The following is a 17844-nucleotide window of genomic DNA, read 5'->3' as shown; positions in this document are numbered from 1 at the left end:
CGGGGCCGCGGAGTGCCTGGCACGGGCCGCCTGGTGGGACCACCTGGCGGGGGCGCTTGACCTCAACCAAGGTTTAAGTTCCAGACTCTGCGTACGGGCTCCGGAACGGCCGGAACGCCCGCCCGGAGGGGGAGTGGACGTCATGCGTGTGGCACAGGTGGTCGCGTTCGGGGGCCCGGAGGTGCTGGTTTCGGCAGCGGCACCTGAGCCGGAGGCGGGCCCCGGCCAGGTGGTGGTCGACGTCACCGCCGTCGACACGATCTTCGTGGAGACACAGGTCCGGGCGGGCTGGGGCACGGACTTCTTCCCGGTGCGGCCTCCGTACGTACCGGGCGGCGGCATCGCCGGCGCGGTACGGGCCGTCGGGGCCGGTGTGGACGAGGCCTGGCTGGGCCGCAGGGTCACCGCGTCCATCGGCTTCACCGGCGGCTGCGCGGAACGGGCCGTCGCGGCCGCCGAGTCCCTGGCACCCGTTCCGGACGGGCTGTCCCTCACGGACGCGGTCGCACTGATCCACGACGGCGTCACCGCGACCGCGCTGCTGGACACGACAGGCCTGAAGCCGGACGAACGGGTACTGATCACCGGCGCCTCGGGCGGTATGGGCACGCTGCTCGTCCAGCTGGCGAAGGCGGCGGGCGCGTACGTCGTCGGCGTCGCCCGGGGCGACCGCAAGACCGCGCTGGTACGGGAGCTCGGCGCCGATGCCGTGGTCGACGCGGCGGTCCCGGACTGGCCGGAGCGCGCTCGCGAGGCGCTCGGCGGTGGCGGCGCCGACGTCGTCCTCGACGGCGTGGGCGGCGACGTCGGCCTCGCGGCCTTCGCCCTCACCACCGACGGCGGCCGCTTCTCCGCACACGGCGCCCCGACGGGCGGCTTCGCCCAGGTCGACCCACAAGAGGCGAAGCAGCGGCGCGTACGCCTCCTGGGTATCGCGGACCTCCAGCTCTCCCCCACCGCGCACGCCGAGCTGGCCGCCCGCGCTCTCGCGTCCGCGGCCTCGGGCGCCTTGCGCCCGGTGATCGGCGGCACGTTCCCGCTGGACCGCGCGGCCGAGGCACATGCGGCGATCGAATCCCGGGAGCTGCTGGGGAAGGTGGTCATCACGGTCTGAAGGCACCTCAGCAGGAGGTCCGCCCGCGGCCCGCTCTCGCTTCTCCGAACTCCAGCCGTGAACCCCGGTCATCGACTCTCCGCGGCCTCCTCCTGAACCGGCTGGTGGGCAGAACTCCCCGGATCGCGCCGGCCCGGGGCTCCGGCAGCAGGAGCGGGGCTGTCGGCTGCGGCTCCGGTGGGGTCGACGACGCTGTTCAGGACGCGGACGAAGTGACCGGCGGACGCGGACGCTTGTACCAGGCGTGCAGGGCGTCCGCGATCCGCGAAGCGGGGGGCGCGGCCGCCAGCCCCAGCGGACGGGCCCCGCGGGCCAGGACCTCGTGCAGCCGCTCCGCCGTACAGTCCAGCAGACGCCAGTCCAGTTCCGCCGGGGCGGCGAGAGTGAGCGCCGAGCGGATGACGTCCGTGAACACCGACTGGGCCCGCTTGAACACGAGCAGACGCTCCAGGTCTTCCTCCCACCCCGCGGAGCCGCCTTCGAGGACCCCCTCGACGGTGTCCACCCAGGCGTCCACGATCGCCCGTGCCTGGGTCCCGGGATAGCGCGCGAGATACAGATGGGTAGCCAGGTCGTAGAGCGGATCGCCGACCATGGCCAGCTCCCAGTCGATCGTCCACAGCTTCCCTGCCGCGTCCAGGACGAGATTCTCCCGATGCAGATCGCCGTGCAGCAGGCAGAAGGGCCGCTGCCGGAGCCCGTCGACTCGCGCCCTGAGACTACGCAGTGAGCCATCAGTGATGCCGAGGTCCGCGAAGAGTTCTCCGTACTCGTGGAGGTACTCCCTGTAGACCCGCACCTCGATGAAGCGGATCAGACGATCCAGGAACGCGGACGTGTCGCCGTCCCGGAATCGGTCCCCCGGCTCGCAGGTCCGGTAGAGGTCAAGATTCGCAGGACGGATGGCAGCCAACTCACCGAACAGACACATGAGTTGCCGGACAATGCATTGCGGCACCGGTTCCACGTCCCCATACACCGAACCAAGGGTGACACCCTCCACGAACCGCTGCAGCGAGACGCTCTCAAGTTCGATGATCTCGGGGAGGCTGCTGATCCGTCCCTGGAGCGCGCGGATCAGCTGATCCTCGGAGGCGAAGCATCTGCGGTCGAACCAGAAGAGCCCATGCCTGGGCTCACGGCTTTTCCACCGGATGCGCCCGTCCGGACGGGCAAGCGATCCGGAGCCGGCGCCACGGGGCAGCGGGAACACGTACGCCTCATGGTGATAGCCCCTGAGCGGTCCTTCGGGCAGCGATTCGCCACCGCCCAGCTCAACGGCTCGCCGAAGAGTCGCGGACATCGTTTCGGCGGGCATGACTTGCTCCTTCACCACGTCGGCAGAACCGAGATTCCCCAAGTGTCCTCGAAACACAGGTGATACGTGGCTACTTCCTCGGCCGCCTCGTCGCCTTCCCGGGCATTCCAGTGAATGAGCTTGGAGTCGAACCCCTGAGGGTCGTAGACCAGATGCCCCTCCCCTTCGGGCGAGCCATAGGGGAATCGTTTGTGCGAGGCCACGGGATAGTTTCCGACAATGGCGACGTGCGCATTCAGCAGATAGAGCTTCAGCCTCGGAGACCCCGGATACTGGCGGGCATCGACAACGACGTCGATGCGCTGCTGCGATTCCAGTTCCCGCCCCATGTCCACAAGGGCGTCCACATACGATTTGATCTTACCCTGGAGATACTGCCTCAGTGCTGGATCGTCCTCGGTCGTCCCGTCACTGTTGATCTTTCCGGGCACATCCATGGGCCGCGAGAAGTCGGGAACGAGCACACGTATCGTCACCGATTTGGTCCGGCCAGGCGACCGCTTCATGAGTTCGAGCCGTCGGCGCAATTGCGGCAGCAGCGTCTCACCCGTGTATCCGATGAAAGAGACCTCGACCTTCCTGGCCTGAAAGGCGCGTTCGAGGTCGGCGTTGACCTCCTCCGGTGTCAGCCCCCTGCCCCGTACCACCGGGCGGCTCGCGACGGTAAGCTCCCGGACCGCTCCGTAGAGCACATACCCGACGAGGCTCAGCAGAGCCCCGCCGAGGAAGGCCTTGTCCTCAAGAGCGTCCCCGACCGGCCCGACGAACTGGGCGACCAGCCCGAGAGCAAATATCCCGAGCAGGATCACTCGCGTGGCGACTGCCTCGACCCTGCTCAGGACGTCGGTACCGCGCCGCCCACGCCGTCTGCCGACTGTCACCGCACGCTCCCCCCAACCACCGCTGCGTATAAGCCGGTTGCTCATGATGCATCGCGCGGGTTGACCGTGGAAAGGCCTCGTCGTCGGGTCAGCGCCGCACTGGGGCAACGCGAAGCGCCTGCAGGACCTCGGAAAGCGACCGGACCACATGCCGGGCCCCGGCACGCCGCAGGCGTACGTCCTTCACCTCATTGCGGGCATAGCCGAGGAAGGGCACCCCGGCTTCCCGGGCAGCGATCACATCCGCTGGGGTATCACCGACCATCAGAGCGGCACCGGCTTCAGTGCCGGTGGAGGCGAGGGCTCGGCGGACGGAATCGGGGTGCGGCTTCAGCAGCGCCGGCCGGGAGGTGCGACCGTGGATGTGCGGGCCCAGAAGGCCGTGGAGAGCGATACCGCCCCGGGACAGGTAGCGGGTCACCGCGCGTGACGAGTTGTTGGTGGCGATGGCCAACTGCCAGCCGCTGGAGGCAAGGCAGCGGATCAGCTCTGTGGCACCAGGTGATGGCGTGGCGCTGTCCGCGGCGATGACCTCCTCTGCAGTCTGGCGGGCCTCCAGCAGCTGCACCAGCGGACTGTCCGGCACGGCCTCGGCCAAGGCCTTGAGAAGAGCGAGAGGGTCTCCGGCTCCGAACACCTCCGCCGGGATCAGATCGGACGCACCATTCTCCTTCAGAATCCGCCGATGACCCTCGGCGACGTCTGAAGCGGGATGCCCGGCGAAGAGCGAGCACACCGGTCCGTCGAAGTCGAAGATGACGCACTCGACCGGCTGCAGAAGGAAGTACAAGTCGGCGGCCACAGCTCTCCATCCACCGGGAAGCATCGGCTCAAGATACAAGGCGGTTCAGACCGGCAGTCACCTACGCGCGGCATCGGCAAGGTGGCTCCACCGCCGAGCGTCGTCCACACTTACTGGATGCGCATGACCAGTCCCGTACTCGGCGGACCACAGGAACCGGACGCGCTGCTGCCACTGTTGGAGGACACCGAGGCGGTGCTCTTCGACTTCGACGGACCGATCTGCAGCCTGTTCGCGGGCTATTCGACGGCGCCCGTGGCGGCGGAGATCGCGGAGATGGTGGCCAAGGACTGGGGAGACGTCCACCCCGCTGTCGAGACCGCGAGAGACTCCCATGTCGCCCTCCGCGTGCTGCGCGCGCACATGTTCCCCGCGCCCGAACCGGACGAGCGTGAGCGGACGGTACTGGCGACCGCGGAAGGCATCGTCACCCGCCACGAGTACCACGCTCTGGACACGGCACAGCCCACTCCCGGGGCGGCGGAGCTGGTGTCCGAGCTCGTCAGGGCCGGCAAGCGCCTCGTCATCGTCAGCAACAACGCCGAAGGGCCGGTACGTGATTACCTCACGCGAACCCGCCTGGCCTCCTCCTTCGAGCGGGTCTTCGGGCGTGACCCGCATGAACTGCGCCATCTGAAGCCCCACCCGCACGGCGTCGAGCAAGCGCTGGAGCATCTTCGTCTGCCGGGCGAGATCTGCATCTTGCTGGGCGACCAGACCACTGACCTGCAAGCCGCGAAGTCCGCCGGAACACGCTTCCTTGGCTACAGCACACGCGCAGACCGGCTCCTCGCCATGGCCGAGAACGGCGCGGACGCGACCATGTCGTCGATGAAGAGCGCGCTGTCTGCGGCCCGGCGCTTGCCGCACGCCACGTGATCAGTGTTTCAAGGCAGCCCCACCCGCCGCACGATCTCCAGCACCGGCTCCAGCGACTCCAGGACCACCGTCGCGCCGGCGGCGCGCAGCCGGCCGGCGCGGTGGGCGCCGTGGGCGTAACCGAGGAAGCCGACGCCCGCGGCGCGAGCGGCGTGGAGGTCCGCGGGGCTGTCGCCGATCATCAGGGACGTGACCGGGTCGGCGTCGAGGGAGGCGAGCGCGCGCAGGACGCAGTCCGGGTCGGGCTTGAGGCGGCCGAGGTCAGTGGTGCGTCCGTGGATGTGGCGGACGAAGCACCCGTGCAGCCCGCGGCGTGTGAGGTATTCCTCCGCCGCCTTCGGCGAGTTGTTCGTGGCGATGGCCAGACCCACGCCGACCGCGCTCCAGGTGCGTATCAACGGGTCCGCGTAGGCGGTGGGCCACGCGCTCGCCGTGGCGTGAAGCTCCTCGAGAGTGAGCTTCTCCTCCAGCCGCTCGACCAGTTCGCTGCCGGGCTGCAGCCGGCTCACCGCGCGCAGGGCGGCGCGGGGGTCGGCGAAGGTCCGCTCCTCCTCCGTCAGCGGCACATGGCAGCCCCGTTCCTCCAGCCACTCGACCAGGCTCTCCGCGACCTCGTGGGCCCGGTGGCCGGCGTAGAGACGGCAGATGGGGCCGTCGAAATCGAAGAGGACGTGCTCGGCTCCGGCGATGAGGTCCTCGATGGTCTCGGCCACGCGCGCCGCCTCTTCCGTGTGCCGCATCAGAATTCACCAAGAGAGTGTCAGGTTCGTAGCGATGGTGTTCCAGAGTCCGTCGAACCACATCTGCGACTGCTCGACGAACGCGGCGTCGCGCGGTCCGTTCCCGGTGGCGAAGGGGAAGAGGAGCGACTGCGTGCCGAACGCGTCGAACATCTCCACGGTGGTCGAGTCGATCTCCTCCTCCCGCCGGGTGACGGTGTAGTACGCGAAGAGGGCCTCGGAGCCGTTCAGTACGTACAGCTTCACGGGCGGGGTGAGCGGCAGCGCGCGGAAGGTGACCTTGACGTCGATGCCGTGCGAGGCGTGCAGGGCGAGGAGGTTGTGGCGCAGGACCAGGCCCTGGGCATTGCGCTGCTCCAGCCATCGCTGATGGACCGGGTTGTCGTCCTCCGGGGCGGCGACGGGGGCCGGGAAGGCCAGGTCGATGCTGCGGTCGGGCAGCAGGAGGCGGGCCTCCACGCTGTCCGGCCTGATCCGCCCCTCATGGATCAGCCGTAGCGGTTCGCCCAGCGCCAGCATCAGGGTCTCGGCGGTGAGACCGACCGCGTCGATCCGGACGTCCGGGACGGAGAACGCCTCCACCATCCGCGGGGCGAGGGCCACCATCGCCGGCTGCGGCGGGGGAACCACGGCCCCGGACCCGCCGGCGAGATCGGCGACCCGGGCCGGCGCGCCCCTGGTCACATGGGTGAGCAGACCGTCGTCCTGAAGGATCCTCAGTGCCTGCCGCACGATGCCGCGCTCCACGCCGAACTCTTCGGCGAGCTGAGACTGCGTGGGCATGTGATCGCCGGCCCTGAGCGCACCGCTGCGGATGCGCCCGCGCAGAGTGTCAGCGATGTCATGATGCGTCGGTTTTCTACCGTTCATCGTGCAGCTCTCGTCGGTCACAGCTCGACGCTACAACTCACGCCCATTCACGTGGAGTTGTCGAACAGGACGGAACATGCCGAAAGGGCTCAGAAGATGTCCGGGCACCACGCCCGCCGCGGTGCCCGGAACACCGCGTCCGCCTGCGCCGCTGCGCCCGGGCGCTCCTCCGTGACACGACCCAGGGCCTGGAGCCGCAGGACCGATTCATCGCCCAGGTACAGAGTCCCCAGTTCCCGTACGTCCAGGGAGAGATCGGCCGGGAGGTCCGTCGGGGCGCACTCCGCGGCACCCTCGGCCGACACCTCCAGCCGGAACCGGCCACCGGCCAGGCCCGCCGGGTCGTGCAGATCCAGGACGAGAACGCCGGGAGTGGCGTACGTACGCGCCTCCAGGGCCCGTACGGCATCCAGCACCCGCACCCACAGGAAGTCCGCGTGCGTGACCGTCCTGACGGCGCGCGCGTCGGGGAAGAGGAGCGGGAGAAGGTCGTCGGGCGCGCGGCGGCCCGACTTCACCGTGGTGATCCAGTCGACCGAGCAGATGTAGTGCCACAGGGCGCGCTCGGCGGCGGGAGAGACGGCGATCAGTTTCTGGACGACCGCCGTGTTGTCGGGCTGTCCGGCGTCGGACCAGCTGATCTCGGCGGTGTAGACGACCAGGCCCTCCACCTCACCGGCCGCCGAGCGGTACAGCGCGTAGTACGGCTCCTTCCAGGGCTCGGACCCGGACTCCTCCAGCCCGGTGTTCATCCGCCACCAGCGCTCGTCGCGGTCGGTTGCCCCTGTCTGCCGGGCGCGGAAGCGGTCGTAGAGCCCGGGGCCGAGCGTACGCACCTCCTCGGCATCGGCCAGATCGATCCGGCCGCCGTCCTCGGGGCCCGACCAGCGCGGATCGAGACCGGTGCGCGCGACGTCGATGCTCCACTCGGTGTACCAGGCCGCGGGCCCGAAGCCGTACCGCCCGTAGATCGGGTACTCGGCGGCGATCAGCGTCGAGACGATCTCACCGCGCCCCTTCGCGGCCGCCAGGTCCGCGTTGATCATCCTGGTGAGCAGTCCGCGACGGCGGTGGGTCGGCGAGACGGTGACTGCGGAGACGGCGTTCGCCGGTACGACCGCACCGCCGGGGACCGTGAGCTCCTGCGCGAACGAACGGTACGTCGCGACACAGCGGCCGCGGTCGAAGGCGCCCTGCATGCGGGTCAGATCCGTATGCGCCAGCCGGCTCGCGACCTGCTCCTCGCTGACCAGCGGGTGCTGCAGAAAGCCGGTCTTGCAGGCACGCAGCCAGTCGGCGAAGTCGGATTCGGTGACGGTACGGACATCAGGACTCATGCCTGCACGCTATGCGCCGACGTCCCGCACGTCACAGACTTTTCCGGGCCGCGGGACCGGAGTGGAACGCCGCCCGGACCACCCCGACGAGCGGCGCTTTGAACGGGCAGCGCTTCAGATGAGCAGGTCGTCCACTTGCGCTTCCCCTTCGCGGTACCTGCGGGCGATCTCCGCGCTGCAGTCGTCGGCGGTCCGCTGCAGTTGCTGGCGCTGCCGCGAGACCTGCTGCTCGTAGCCGGCGAGCCGCCCCATCGCCTTGTGCAGTTCCTCGTCCGTACGGGCATCCAGGTCCGACAGCTCCACCTCGGCGAGCATCTCCGAGGCCAGCCGCCGGTACTGCTCGCCGCGCGGCGTGGACAACGTCACGTGCCGGGCCGAGCTGCCGCGCTGCGACGGCGGATCGGCGAGGATCTGCGAGAGTCGGTCGACGACCGCGGCGTCCGGGCTGGTCAGACCCACTGCGCCGATCGCCACCTGAGCCACGGGCATCGGGGGATCCGTCCGCCGGGACAACTCCGCGCGCAGGATGTCGATACGGCCCTGCAGCAGCCGCCGCACATAGCTGAGGTCCGCCTCGTCCCGCTGCGAGTCGCGGCGCAGCGCCCGCAGCTCCGGCAGCCGCAGGGCGGCGAGGTCGTGCGTACGGGGCTCGGGCAGAGTGCCCGCGGTGCGCTGCGCGGGCGGGCGCACGGCCCCTGCTCCGCTGCCTGTACCGGCCCCGGTGCGGGTGGTCATCGGTACGGGACCGGGCGGCTGCCCGATGCCAGGTGTGCTCATGCGTGAATCAGTCCCCTCGACCGGTGCATGGGGTCTTCCCGGGCCCGGAGGGCCGAGGGGACGCACCGCCTGCGTGCATCGTGCCATTACGAACGGTGCCGATGCAGGCGGTCTGCACCCGTTCAGCCCCCGATAGGTTGGTCTGTATGCGTGCAGTGGTGCAGAGGGTCGACGGCGCGAGCGTCGTGGTGGCCGGTGAGACCGTGGGCGAGATCGTCGGCGAAGGGCTGTGTGTGCTGGTGGGAGTCACCCACGGGGACACACCGGAGAAAGCGGCGCAGCTCGCCCGCAAGCTGTGGTCGGTAAGAATTCTCGACGGCGAGAAGTCCTGCTCGGACGTGAATGCGCCCTTGCTGGTGATTTCTCAGTTCACTCTCTATGGGGACGCCCGGAAGGGCCGCCGCCCCACCTGGAACGCGGCGGCGCCCGGCGAGATCGCCGAGCCGCTGGTCGACGAAGTGGTGGCGCAGCTGCGGGCGCTGGGGGCGCATGTGGAGACGGGCCGGTTCGGAGCGCAGATGCGGGTCTCGCTCACGAATCACGGCCCGTTCACGGTGCTGCTGGAGGTGTGAGGCCCGGAGATGACGAGCCCTGACTCACCGGACAGCTCTTAGGGCTCGACGACCGTCTCCTGGGCCGCGGCCGTGCCGCCCGCCAGCAGCGGCGCGTCCACCGGCACGTTCCGCTTCACCAGTGCGAGCGCGATCGGGCCCAGCTCGTGGTGGCGGGCCGAGGTGGTGATGAAGCCCAGCTGACGGCCGTCCTCCCCGTCCGCGGCCAGCCGGATCGGCGTCGCGTGCCCGGGCAGGTGCACCTCGCTGCCGTCCAGATGCAGAAACACCAGCCGGCGCGGCGGCTTCCCCAGGTTGTGGACGCGCGCCACGGTCTCCTGACCGCGGTAGCAGCCCTTCTGCAGATGCACGGCGGTGCCGATCAGCCCGATCTCGTGCGGAATCGTGCGGTGGTCGGTCTCGAAGCCGAGCCGCGGGCGGTGCGCCTCGACGCGCAGTGCCTCGTAGGCCAGGACCCCGATCGCGGGGCCGTTGGCCGCGGCGTACGACTCCAGGTCGGCGCGCGGCAGGAACAGGTCGCGGCCCTGCGGGGTCTCCCGTACGGCCACACCGTCCGGGACCTCGGCGATCGAGCCGGCGGGCAGATGCACGACCGCGAACTCGTCCGTACGGTCGGCGACTTCGACCTGGTAGAAGAACTTCATCGACTCCAGGTAGGCAAGGAGCGCCTCCTGGGTGCCGGGCTCGATGTGCGCCCACACCGTCTCGCCGTCGTCGACGAGATAGAGCGCGTGCTCGATGTGGCCGTGCGCGGACAGGATCAGCGCCTCGGTGGCCTGCCCGGCGGGCAGGTCGCTGACATGCTGGGTGAGCAGCAGATGCAGCCAGCTGAGCCGGTCACTGCCGGATACGGTGATGACGCCCCGGTGCGAGAGGTCGACGAGACCGGTGCCGTCGGCCAGCGCGCGCTGCTCGCGGAACAGATCGCCGTAGTGCGCGGCGACACCTTCGTCAGGTCCCTCGGCGGGGACGGCGCCGGGCAGGGACAGCAAAGGGCTGATCGTTGAATGTCGCTGCATACGCACAAGCCTACGACTGGTCAGCAGCGGCCTTGCGGGCGCACTTGCGGCACTGACCGAAGATCGCGAAGTGCTTCATGTCGGTCTCGAAACCGAACTTCTCGCGGAGCTCGGCGGTGAAGCCGGAGGCGACCTGGACGTCCGCCTCGATCACGTCCCCACAGTCCCGGCAGACCAGGTGCATGTGGTGGTGGCGGTCGGCCAGGTGATACGTGGGCGCGCCGTGGCCGAGGTGGGCGTGGGAGACGAGCCCCAGCTCCTCCAGCAGCTCCAGGGTCCGGTAGACCGTCGAGATGTTCACCCCGGACGCGGTCTTGCGCACCTCGACGAGGATGTCGTCGGGGGTCGCGTGCTCCAGGGTGTCGACGGCTTCGAGGACAAGCTGGCGCTGCGGAGTCAGGCGGTAGCCGCGCTGCCGCAGATCGCTCTTCCAGTCGGTGCTCACCACGCGTCCAGTGTAGGCAGCGCGATCCGGGCGGGCGGGGGGATCACGGATCGCCCCGCGGCCCCCGGGCGAGGCCGGGCCCAGCCCCGGCCGGGGCTCAGGCGTGGCCGGGGCTCAGGCGTGGCCGGGGCTCAGGCGTGGCCGGGGCTCAGGCGTGGCCGGGGCTCAGGCGTGGCCGGGGCTCAGGCGTGGCCGGGGCGTGGCGCGGGCCCGGGCGAAGGCCCGGGCCCGGAAAGAGCCGAAGGACTACCTGAAGAACGCGATGCCGTCGTCCGGCAGGTCACCGAGGTTCTTGGCCCAGGACTCGACCTGGTCCGGGGTGACGACCTTCTTCAGATGTGCCGACATGTACGGGCGCAGCGGCACCTCGGGGGTGGCCTTCTCGCCGACCCACATCAGGTCGCCCTTGACGTAGCCGTAGAGCCGCTTGCCACCGGTGTAGGGACCGGATGCGGCGGTCCGCGCGACCGCGTCCGTCACCAGGTCGATCTGCGGCTTCTGGTCGGCGAGATCGCCGTACCAGATCTCCACGATGCCCTGGTCGCGGACCATGACGACCTCGACCTTGCGGTCCTTGTCGATCCGCCAGTAGCCGGATTCGGACTCCAGCGGCTTGACCTTGCTGCCCTCGGAGTCCAGCACCCAGGTGTGAGACACGTACTCGATGAAGTCACGCCCGTCGTGGCTGAACGTCACGGACTGGCCGAAGTTGCACTTCTCGGCGCCGGGGAAGTCCGAGACGCCCGCGCCCTCCCAGGTGCCCAGAAGAAAGGCGAGGGGGACGAGGTCGGGGTTGAGGTCGGACGGGATCTCGATCATGAGTGGCTCAGGCGATCTGTGTCTGTGACGGCGACGGTGTCTGGGGCGGGGTTCAGCGCTGGCCCTGGTACAGCTTCTTCACGGTCAGACCGGCGAAGGCGAGGACGCCGACGCAGACCAGGACCAGCAGGGCGGAGAAGAATGCCTCAAGCACGGGGTGCTCCTCGGGGGCGCGGGTGGGCGGTAGGGCCGAGCCCCAGCCTAATGGGTGGGAGCCCGGCCCTCTCTGCGAGGTCAGCCCAGCAGCTGGTTCTGCAGGACGACGGTCTGGTGGAAGGGAACGGCCAGGGCCTCGCCCTTCCGCGAGTGGACGATCAGCGCGAGGGTGTCACCGGCGACGACGTAGGCCTGGCGGGTGTGCTCGGGGCCGGTCGGCTTCTCCTCCGTGTACAGGGACAACACGGACTGCCCGTCCGCCGCCGTTTCGGTCTCCCACTCCTCGTCGACCCCCACATCACCGGGTGCGGACTTCAGCGCGGCGTCCGGTGACAGCCCGCCCCCGATCTTGCGGTCCATGAAGCTCTCGGCCATGTCGGCGGAGCCGAACTGGAGGAGGTACACGCGGGACGTGGTCCCGTCGGGCATGGTCCAGCCGCGGGCCGCGATATGCCGTACGGCGTAGTCGTCCAGCGCCTGCCGGAGTTCGGCACGGTGGTCCTCGCCGTACTCGGACACGAACCGGGCACTGCTCACCCAGCCACCGCTCAGCTCCTTGTCGGCGGTGGCCCTGGCCGGCGCGGGCAGCAGTAGCCGCCGCAGGTCGGCGTGGTGGATCTCGTGCCGGTTGCCGAAGGTGAAGGGACGGGGGCTGCCCTCGGGGAGGGCGGGCAGCGCGAGGCGCGGGTACTCCCAGCGGCCGTCGCTCTCGGTGGCGAGGCCGGGCACCTCCGTGCGCTCCATGGACGTGATGCCGAACGCGGTGCCGGCGCCGAGCCCGCCGCAGACGAGCACGGCGGCGGTCCAGCGCGCGACGGCGCGCAGGACCCGCCGGTTCCGCGTCGGGCCGCTCGTCGCCACGGGCGTGTCGGCCGTGGCGGGACCCTCGACGGGGACGACGGGGCCGCCGTCGGGAGCGGGGGCCTCGGGGGCGGGGGCCTCGGGGGCGGTCGGGACGGCGGCGGGCCGTTCCGCGTCCGTGATCGGCTCCGCCGTGGCGGAACCGTGCGGCTCGGCCGGCGCCGTCGGGTCGGCGTGGTGATGGATCTGCTCGGTCATACGTACTCTCCCGGCGACGCGATGTGATCGAGCTGCTCCTGCACGATGTCGGCGACGGCATTCCTGTCGAGGGACGCCACGCCGGTCGCCTGAACGCTGACCAGCACCTCGGAGTCATAGGCGAAGCACTGCATCCCGCCGAGCATCTCGTCCTCGTCCCCGTCCTCGTCCCCGTCCCGGTCGCCCCTCGGCTCCGTGTTCATGAAGCAGGACGCGTTCTTGTGCCCGTTGATCTTCGGCCCCTTGGGCAGTTCCATCAGCTTGCCGAGCCCGCTCTGGAGCTCGTACGCGTCCCGGACCTTGGCTCTGTCCTTCATCCGGGTCAGCTCGATGATGATGACGATGTCGTCCTCGTAGACGCCGCCGCGCTCCGCGAACTCCGTGGCGTAGGACCGGATGGCGATGCCCTGGAGCCCCATCTTGTTCACGCGCTTGTCGTATTCACGGCGGTCCTTGCCGGACAGACCGCGGCCCCACTCCTTCATCACGGCCGTCGCCTGCCGGGCGCTCAGCTCGACGTCGTTGCCGTACTCGGCCACGTCGGGACCGAGGCGGTATCCGTCCGGGACCGGCAGCAGCAGCTTCCCGAGCGGGGTGGAGGCGCGTCCGCGCCATGCCTCGGCGGCCGGGTCCGTGGCCGGCTCCTTCACCGGCTTGGCCCACACGGTGGTGGGAACGGTACGGTCCGCGCCGTCGACAGTGACGGCGGTGTACGCGGCGGCACCGCCCACCGAGCCCAGGACGAGCACGGCGGGCAGCAAGACAGCGGTGAGTACGGATCTCAAGACAGACGCTCCAGCTGTCGCTCGGCCAGCGAGCGGATCTCGTTCTTGCCGATCCGCTTGGTGTCGTAGATGTGGATGTCGACCGTGATGTCCCCGTGCTGGAAGACGGCCCTGGCCCGGTACAGAGGCTCGTAGCCGGCTTCCTTCTCGACGGGGAAGAGGTAGTAGCGGCCGTTGCCGCTCCCCTTGATCGGGTCGCCCTCGTTGCCCGCGTGCTCGGGTTCGGGCAGGTAGTCCTGCTGACTGCCGGCATGCTCGATGGCGCCTTCGCCCGAACGGAACTGGACGAGGGTGACGTCCACATCCTTGTGCTCGCCCTGCGACCAGGCCACCCGGGCGACCCTGCGGAGGTCCCGTTCCGTCAGCTGGGAGAACATCCCGGAAGGGTCCTCGAAGCTCCGGGCGTACATCGCGGTGTCCACCCAGCCGTCCTGTGACCACGCCTCGGAGGCGCGTGCGCCCTTCGGCCTGGGCACCAGGAGCTTTCGCAGGTCGCCGTCCGTACGGACCTGGTGGTCCTGCGCGGCGCCGAGGGGCTCCGGGGCCTCGTCCGCGGGGAGCGGCTTCGCCGGGTACGCGAGGGCCGGCTGGTTCAGGGCGGGCAGCGGGGTCGGGGGCCGGTCGGCCTGGACCTTGTAGCCGACGGCCGTTCCCGCGCTGATGCCGATCACCGCGGCAACGGCGAGGAGCACCGCGGTACGGCCGCGCCGCCGCGGCGCCGGGGCCGAGGAGGAGGCGGGCGCGCCCTCAGGCGTGTGGGCCTCCTCGGGCGCGGGCAGCACCGCCGGCCCCTCCGCTTCCGTTTCCGTTACCGATTCCGCTTGCGCTTGCGCTTGCGCTTGCGGGGTCGTCGGCTCCGGCGGTGTTCTGTGCTGCAGTTCCAAAAGGGTCCCCCCACGAGACCTGCGGCGCAGATTCTGTTGTCTGCGCTCATACAACTGACCCGTGCTCCTGAACGGGGGTTGTAGCCGCGCCGATTACAGTTCGGCATATGGCGAAGAAGCTCGTGATCAAGGTGACCGCCGGGGCCGACGCCCCCGAACGCTGCTCGCAGGCCTTCACGGTCGCGGCCGTCGCCGTGGCCAGCGGCGTCGAGGTCTCCCTCTGGCTGACCGGCGAATCGTCATGGTTCGCGCTGCCGGGCAGGGCCGCGGAGTTCGAACTGCCGCATGCCGCGCCGCTGCCGGACCTGGTCGAGTCGATCCTGGCCGCCGGGCAGATCACGCTCTGCACCCAGTGCGCCGCCCGCCGCGAGATCACGGAGAAGGACGTGATCGAGGGCGTACGGATCGCGGGCGCGCAGGTCTTCGTCAGCGAGGCGATGGCCGACGACACCCAGGCGCTCGTCTACTGAGCTCGCCCACTGACGAGACCGGGCTCGTCCACCGGGCTCGTCCACTTGGCTCGTCCACCGGACTCGTCCACCGACGACAGGCCGACCGTCGCCTTACTGGCGCTGGTTGTCCGGGCCGGAGCCGGGTTTCCGCTTGCCGTCGAGCTCGTCCCACCACTCGTCGGACTGCGGATCGCCGGACGGATCGTCCCACCACCGGTCCTCGGGCCCCCGCCGGTTCGCCACCACCGCCGCGAGCGGCGGAATGACCATGGCGACCACACACATCCCGACGGCGAGCGGCACCGACCAGAGCCGCACGAAAGCCCAGGCGGACACGAAGAGGACCAGGCATACGCCCATGAGCAGGAAGTAGGCGTGACGGCGCCGCGCGTACATACCTCCAGCGTAGGCCGGGGCGCCGGGAACGGCGCGAAGGGCCGCATCCCGCAGCAAGGCGTCCAACCCCCTGGGATGCGGCCCTCCGGCCGGTCGAACTGCGCCGTCAGACGGCGATGGCCACCTCGGAGAGGCCACCGGTCTGGGCGACGACCGTACGGTCCGCCGTGGCGCCCGGGACGAGGGCGCGCACGGTCCACGTGCCCTCGGCCGCGTAGAAGCGGAACTGTCCGGTCGCCGAGGTCGGGACCTCGGCGGTGAACTCGCCGGTCGAGTCCAGCAGGCGCACGTAACCGGTGACGGGCTCGCCGTCGCGGGTCACCTGGCCCTGGATGGTGGTCTCACCGGGCTTGATCGTCGAGGCGTCGGGGCCGCCGGCCTTCGCTCCACACATTCTTTTCTTTCCTTACGGTCGGGGGGAGGCTGAGTGCCTGGGGCTTACTTGTTGGCGCCGAGCTCGATCGGCACGCCGACGAGGGAGCCGTACTCGGTCCAGGAACCGTCGTAGTTCTTGACGTTCTCGACACCGAGCAGCTCGTGCAGGACGAACCAGGTCAGCGCGGAGCGCTCACCGATACGGCAGTAGGCGATGGTGTCCTTCGCCAGATCGACCTGCTCATCGGCGTAGAGCGCCTTGAGCTCGTCGTCCGACTTGAAGGTGCCGTCGTCGTTGGCGTTCTTGGACCACGGGATGTTGCGCGCGGACGGGATGTGGCCCGGACGCTGCGACTGCTCCTGCGGGAGGTGCGCCGGGGCGAGCAGCTTGCCGCTGAACTCGTCGGGGGAGCGCACGTCGACCAGGTTCTGGTTGCCGATCGCGGCGACGGCGTCGTCGCGGAAGGCGCGGATCGAGGTGTCCTGGGCCTTGGCCTTGTACTCGGTGGCCGGGCGCTGCGGAACGTCGGCGCCGTCGACCAGGTCGCGGGAGTCGAGCTCCCACTTCTTGCGGCCGCCGTCGAGGAGCTTCACGTCCTGGTGGCCGTAGAGCTTGAAGTACCAGTAGGCGTAGGAGGCGAACCAGTTGTTGTTGCCGCCGTAGAGGACGACGGTGTCGTCGTTGCCGATGCCCTTCTCCGACAGGAGCTTCTCGAAGCCGGCCTGGTCGACGAAGTCACGGCGAACCGGGTCCTGGAGGTCCTTCTTCCAGTCGATCCGGACAGCGTTCTTGATGTGGTTCTTGTCGTACGCCGAGGTGTCCTCGTCGACCTCGACGATGACGACCTTCGAGTCGTCCAGGTGGGCCTCGACCCAGTCGGCGTCTACCAGGACGTCGCTGCGGCTCATGCTGTTTCTCCTCCGGGGCAGTGTGCGGCGGGTGGTGCGCGGAGATCGTGCGCGAGGGGTGTGCGGGTACGCCGCATTGGCGTCCGGCACGGGGGCCCTGGCCTGTCGGTACTCAGAGGGCCCGGGGAATGCGGAGGTCCAGGCTCCGCTCAGAAAGCGCGACAGAGCATGGCGGCGACGCGGCACAGGTCTACTGCCCGCCGCTTCGTGAGATCCGCCTGTCGCTTCATGCGTCCGATCGTAGGGACGAGTCGGCGGCCATGTCACCGGCGTGTCGCATTTTGAGACGCGATCGTCCGCAAGGTGGGACGGGTGTTCGATGCAGGGCTCGCCGCGCGGGCTCCGGGGGCTCGCCGCCTCTTCGGCATCTACGGACCGGACGCCACCGTCTCAGCATCCGGCCACCAGGCCGAAAAGCTCCCCTTACGTCCCTCTTCGTGCGCCCCCGGTTCGTACATCCCGCTTCACGCGCGCCGCTTCACGCGCGCGCTGTGCCTCACGGACGCCTGTGCGTCCCGTCGGGTCAGCCCGCCAGCGGGACGTTCGTGCCCGCGACCGTGATGACGATGCCGTCCGAGGCCGCCTCGACCTTCTCCAGCTTCAGGCCCTCCGGGAGCCCGCTGATCTGCCGGTCGAAGTCGGTCTTCTCGCGGACCAGCTCCTCGAGCCGGGGTATGCCCTCGCCCGGAACCTTGTCGGCACGCACCCGGATCGTGTCGCCGCCCACCAGGCTGACCGTGGACACCACGCTGCGCGAGAGCGAGCGGCCGAGGATGCTGACCGTGCCGGTGACCTTCACCTTGCCGCTCCCGCCGTAGGAGACGACGACGTCCTGCTCGGCCGCCTTGGTGAGGTCGTCGTACGCGATGCGGACCGTGCCGGTCGCGGTCGCCGCGGTGGCGCTGGAGTAGCCGTCCCCCAGGCGCACGTCGTGCAGGGCCGCCGACATCTCGCTGATGACGACCTTGCGGCCGTTCGCGGTCGTCTCGATGTCACGGACGTTGACGTCGACCCGGTCGAGCTCCTTGCCCGCGACCTGGGTCAGGAAGGGGAAGCCCTGGATCGACACCTCGGTCGCGCCGGACAGACCCTGGCGGGCCTTGATCCGGTCCGCCGCCTCCGACTCCGCGTAGTTCAGCAGGAGCCGGTCGGCGATGGCGAGGAGCCCGCCGATGATCACGACGGTGATCAGCAGTATTCGCAGTGCGCGCATGACTTCGGTGTTCCCCCACCCTGTACTGGCCGGCCCGGACAG

22 protein-coding genes are annotated in these 17844 nt (G+C 69.8%); 4 read left to right on the top strand and 18 right to left on the bottom strand.

What is annotated here, in order from left to right; all coding sequences use genetic code 11:
• The first annotated feature begins 142 nt into the window (after positions 1-142).
• Positions 143-1114, top strand: a complete 972-nt coding sequence (locus tag ACZ6ZQ_RS03435) for a zinc-binding dehydrogenase (RefSeq protein ID WP_469766877.1) — start codon at positions 143-145, stop codon at positions 1112-1114.
• Positions 1115-1310: 196 nt separating this feature from the next.
• Here the strand turns inward: ACZ6ZQ_RS03435 and ACZ6ZQ_RS03430 are convergent, their stop codons facing one another.
• The 3 genes from ACZ6ZQ_RS03430 to ACZ6ZQ_RS03420 all read right to left on the bottom strand — a co-directional run bounded on the left by ACZ6ZQ_RS03430 (position 1311) and on the right by ACZ6ZQ_RS03420 (position 4115).
• Entirely contained in the window at positions 1311-2432 is a 1122-nt protein-coding gene (locus ACZ6ZQ_RS03430) for a phosphotransferase (protein WP_469766876.1), read from the bottom strand.
• Between the two features lie 11 nt (positions 2433-2443).
• Positions 2444-3313 (bottom strand): hypothetical protein, encoded by an 870-nt coding sequence (locus ACZ6ZQ_RS03425; RefSeq protein WP_469766875.1) that lies wholly within the window; start codon positions 3311-3313, stop codon positions 2444-2446.
• Positions 3314-3401: 88 nt separating this feature from the next.
• Positions 3402-4115, bottom strand: a complete 714-nt coding sequence (locus ACZ6ZQ_RS03420; protein WP_469766874.1) for an HAD family hydrolase — start codon at positions 4113-4115, stop codon at positions 3402-3404.
• A gap of 117 nt (positions 4116-4232) precedes the next feature.
• Between ACZ6ZQ_RS03420 and ACZ6ZQ_RS03415 the strand changes: the two genes are divergently transcribed.
• Positions 4233-4994 carry an HAD family hydrolase gene (locus ACZ6ZQ_RS03415; RefSeq protein WP_469766873.1) on the top strand — a complete coding sequence of 254 codons (762 nt, stop codon included), beginning with the start codon at positions 4233-4235 and terminating at the stop codon, positions 4992-4994.
• Between the two features lie 8 nt (positions 4995-5002).
• On the opposite strand, the gene ACZ6ZQ_RS03410 is transcribed toward ACZ6ZQ_RS03415, so the two are convergent.
• From ACZ6ZQ_RS03410 to ACZ6ZQ_RS03395, 4 genes are all read right to left on the bottom strand, one after another.
• Positions 5003-5734 carry an HAD family hydrolase gene (locus ACZ6ZQ_RS03410; RefSeq protein ID WP_469766872.1) on the bottom strand — a complete coding sequence of 244 codons (732 nt, stop codon included), beginning with the start codon at positions 5732-5734 and terminating at the stop codon, positions 5003-5005.
• A gap of 6 nt (positions 5735-5740) precedes the next feature.
• Positions 5741-6604 carry a winged helix-turn-helix domain-containing protein gene (locus ACZ6ZQ_RS03405; RefSeq protein WP_469766871.1) on the bottom strand — a complete coding sequence of 288 codons (864 nt, stop codon included), beginning with the start codon at positions 6602-6604 and terminating at the stop codon, positions 5741-5743.
• A gap of 89 nt (positions 6605-6693) precedes the next feature.
• Positions 6694-7941, bottom strand: a complete 1248-nt coding sequence (locus ACZ6ZQ_RS03400) for a GNAT family N-acetyltransferase (RefSeq protein WP_469766870.1) — start codon at positions 7939-7941, stop codon at positions 6694-6696.
• Positions 7942-8055: 114 nt separating this feature from the next.
• Positions 8056-8718: an RsiG family protein gene (locus ACZ6ZQ_RS03395; RefSeq protein ID WP_469766869.1), complete on the bottom strand. Its 663-nt coding sequence runs from the start codon at positions 8716-8718 to the stop codon at positions 8056-8058.
• Positions 8719-8864: 146 nt separating this feature from the next.
• On the opposite strand from ACZ6ZQ_RS03395, the gene dtd reads away from it, so the two are divergent.
• The gene (dtd, locus tag ACZ6ZQ_RS03390; RefSeq protein ID WP_469766868.1) at positions 8865-9290 is read left to right on the top strand and encodes a D-aminoacyl-tRNA deacylase; all 426 of its coding nucleotides are present in this window, start codon (positions 8865-8867) and stop codon (positions 9288-9290) included.
• Positions 9291-9328: 38 nt separating this feature from the next.
• Here the strand turns inward: dtd and ygfZ are convergent, their stop codons facing one another.
• From ygfZ to ACZ6ZQ_RS03360, 6 genes are all read right to left on the bottom strand, one after another.
• Entirely contained in the window at positions 9329-10309 is a 981-nt protein-coding gene (ygfZ, locus tag ACZ6ZQ_RS03385; protein ID WP_469766867.1) for a CAF17-like 4Fe-4S cluster assembly/insertion protein YgfZ, read from the bottom strand.
• Between the two features lie 10 nt (positions 10310-10319).
• Positions 10320-10757, bottom strand: a complete 438-nt coding sequence (locus tag ACZ6ZQ_RS03380; RefSeq protein WP_453658484.1) for a Fur family transcriptional regulator — start codon at positions 10755-10757, stop codon at positions 10320-10322.
• A gap of 243 nt (positions 10758-11000) precedes the next feature.
• Positions 11001-11573, bottom strand: coding sequence for a heme-binding beta-barrel domain-containing protein (locus ACZ6ZQ_RS03375; protein WP_469766866.1), 573 nt, complete (start codon positions 11571-11573; stop codon positions 11001-11003).
• 234 nt (positions 11574-11807) lie between these two features.
• Positions 11808-12788, bottom strand: coding sequence for a hypothetical protein (locus tag ACZ6ZQ_RS03370; RefSeq protein WP_469766865.1), 981 nt, complete (start codon positions 12786-12788; stop codon positions 11808-11810).
• Positions 12785-13573 (bottom strand): hypothetical protein, encoded by a 789-nt coding sequence (locus tag ACZ6ZQ_RS03365; protein ID WP_469766864.1) that lies wholly within the window; start codon positions 13571-13573, stop codon positions 12785-12787. Before ACZ6ZQ_RS03365 ends, ACZ6ZQ_RS03370 begins: the two co-directional genes overlap by 4 nt.
• A complete protein-coding gene (locus ACZ6ZQ_RS03360; protein WP_469766863.1) occupies positions 13570-14355 on the bottom strand; it encodes a hypothetical protein in 786 nt (261 codons plus the stop codon). Before ACZ6ZQ_RS03360 ends, ACZ6ZQ_RS03365 begins: the two co-directional genes overlap by 4 nt.
• 209 nt (positions 14356-14564) lie before the next feature.
• Between ACZ6ZQ_RS03360 and ACZ6ZQ_RS03355 the strand changes: the two genes are divergently transcribed.
• On the top strand, positions 14565-14927 hold the full coding sequence (locus ACZ6ZQ_RS03355) for a DsrE family protein (protein ID WP_469766862.1): 363 nt from the start codon (positions 14565-14567) through the stop codon (positions 14925-14927).
• Positions 14928-15020: 93 nt separating this feature from the next.
• On the opposite strand, the gene ACZ6ZQ_RS03350 is transcribed toward ACZ6ZQ_RS03355, so the two are convergent.
• From ACZ6ZQ_RS03350 to ACZ6ZQ_RS03330, 5 genes are all read right to left on the bottom strand, one after another.
• Positions 15021-15305, bottom strand: a complete 285-nt coding sequence (locus tag ACZ6ZQ_RS03350) for a DUF3099 domain-containing protein (RefSeq protein WP_469766861.1) — start codon at positions 15303-15305, stop codon at positions 15021-15023.
• A gap of 106 nt (positions 15306-15411) precedes the next feature.
• Positions 15412-15699, bottom strand: coding sequence for a DUF1416 domain-containing protein (locus ACZ6ZQ_RS03345; RefSeq protein WP_017945923.1), 288 nt, complete (start codon positions 15697-15699; stop codon positions 15412-15414).
• Positions 15700-15743: 44 nt separating this feature from the next.
• Positions 15744-16589 carry a sulfurtransferase gene (locus tag ACZ6ZQ_RS03340; protein WP_469766860.1) on the bottom strand — a complete coding sequence of 282 codons (846 nt, stop codon included), beginning with the start codon at positions 16587-16589 and terminating at the stop codon, positions 15744-15746.
• 149 nt (positions 16590-16738) lie between these two features.
• Complete coding sequence (locus tag ACZ6ZQ_RS03335) at positions 16739-16819, bottom strand: putative leader peptide (protein ID WP_355172694.1); 81 nt, start codon at positions 16817-16819, stop codon at positions 16739-16741.
• Positions 16820-17112: 293 nt separating this feature from the next.
• Entirely contained in the window at positions 17113-17802 is a 690-nt protein-coding gene (locus tag ACZ6ZQ_RS03330) for an LmeA family phospholipid-binding protein (RefSeq protein ID WP_469766859.1), read from the bottom strand.
• Between the last annotated feature and the right edge of the window lie 42 nt (positions 17803-17844).

The sequence above is a fragment of the Streptomyces sp. NPDC053673 genome (assembly GCF_055585225.1).
The sequence above is the reverse complement of the archived record's forward strand: the minus strand, read 5'-3'. Positions and strand labels throughout refer to the sequence as shown.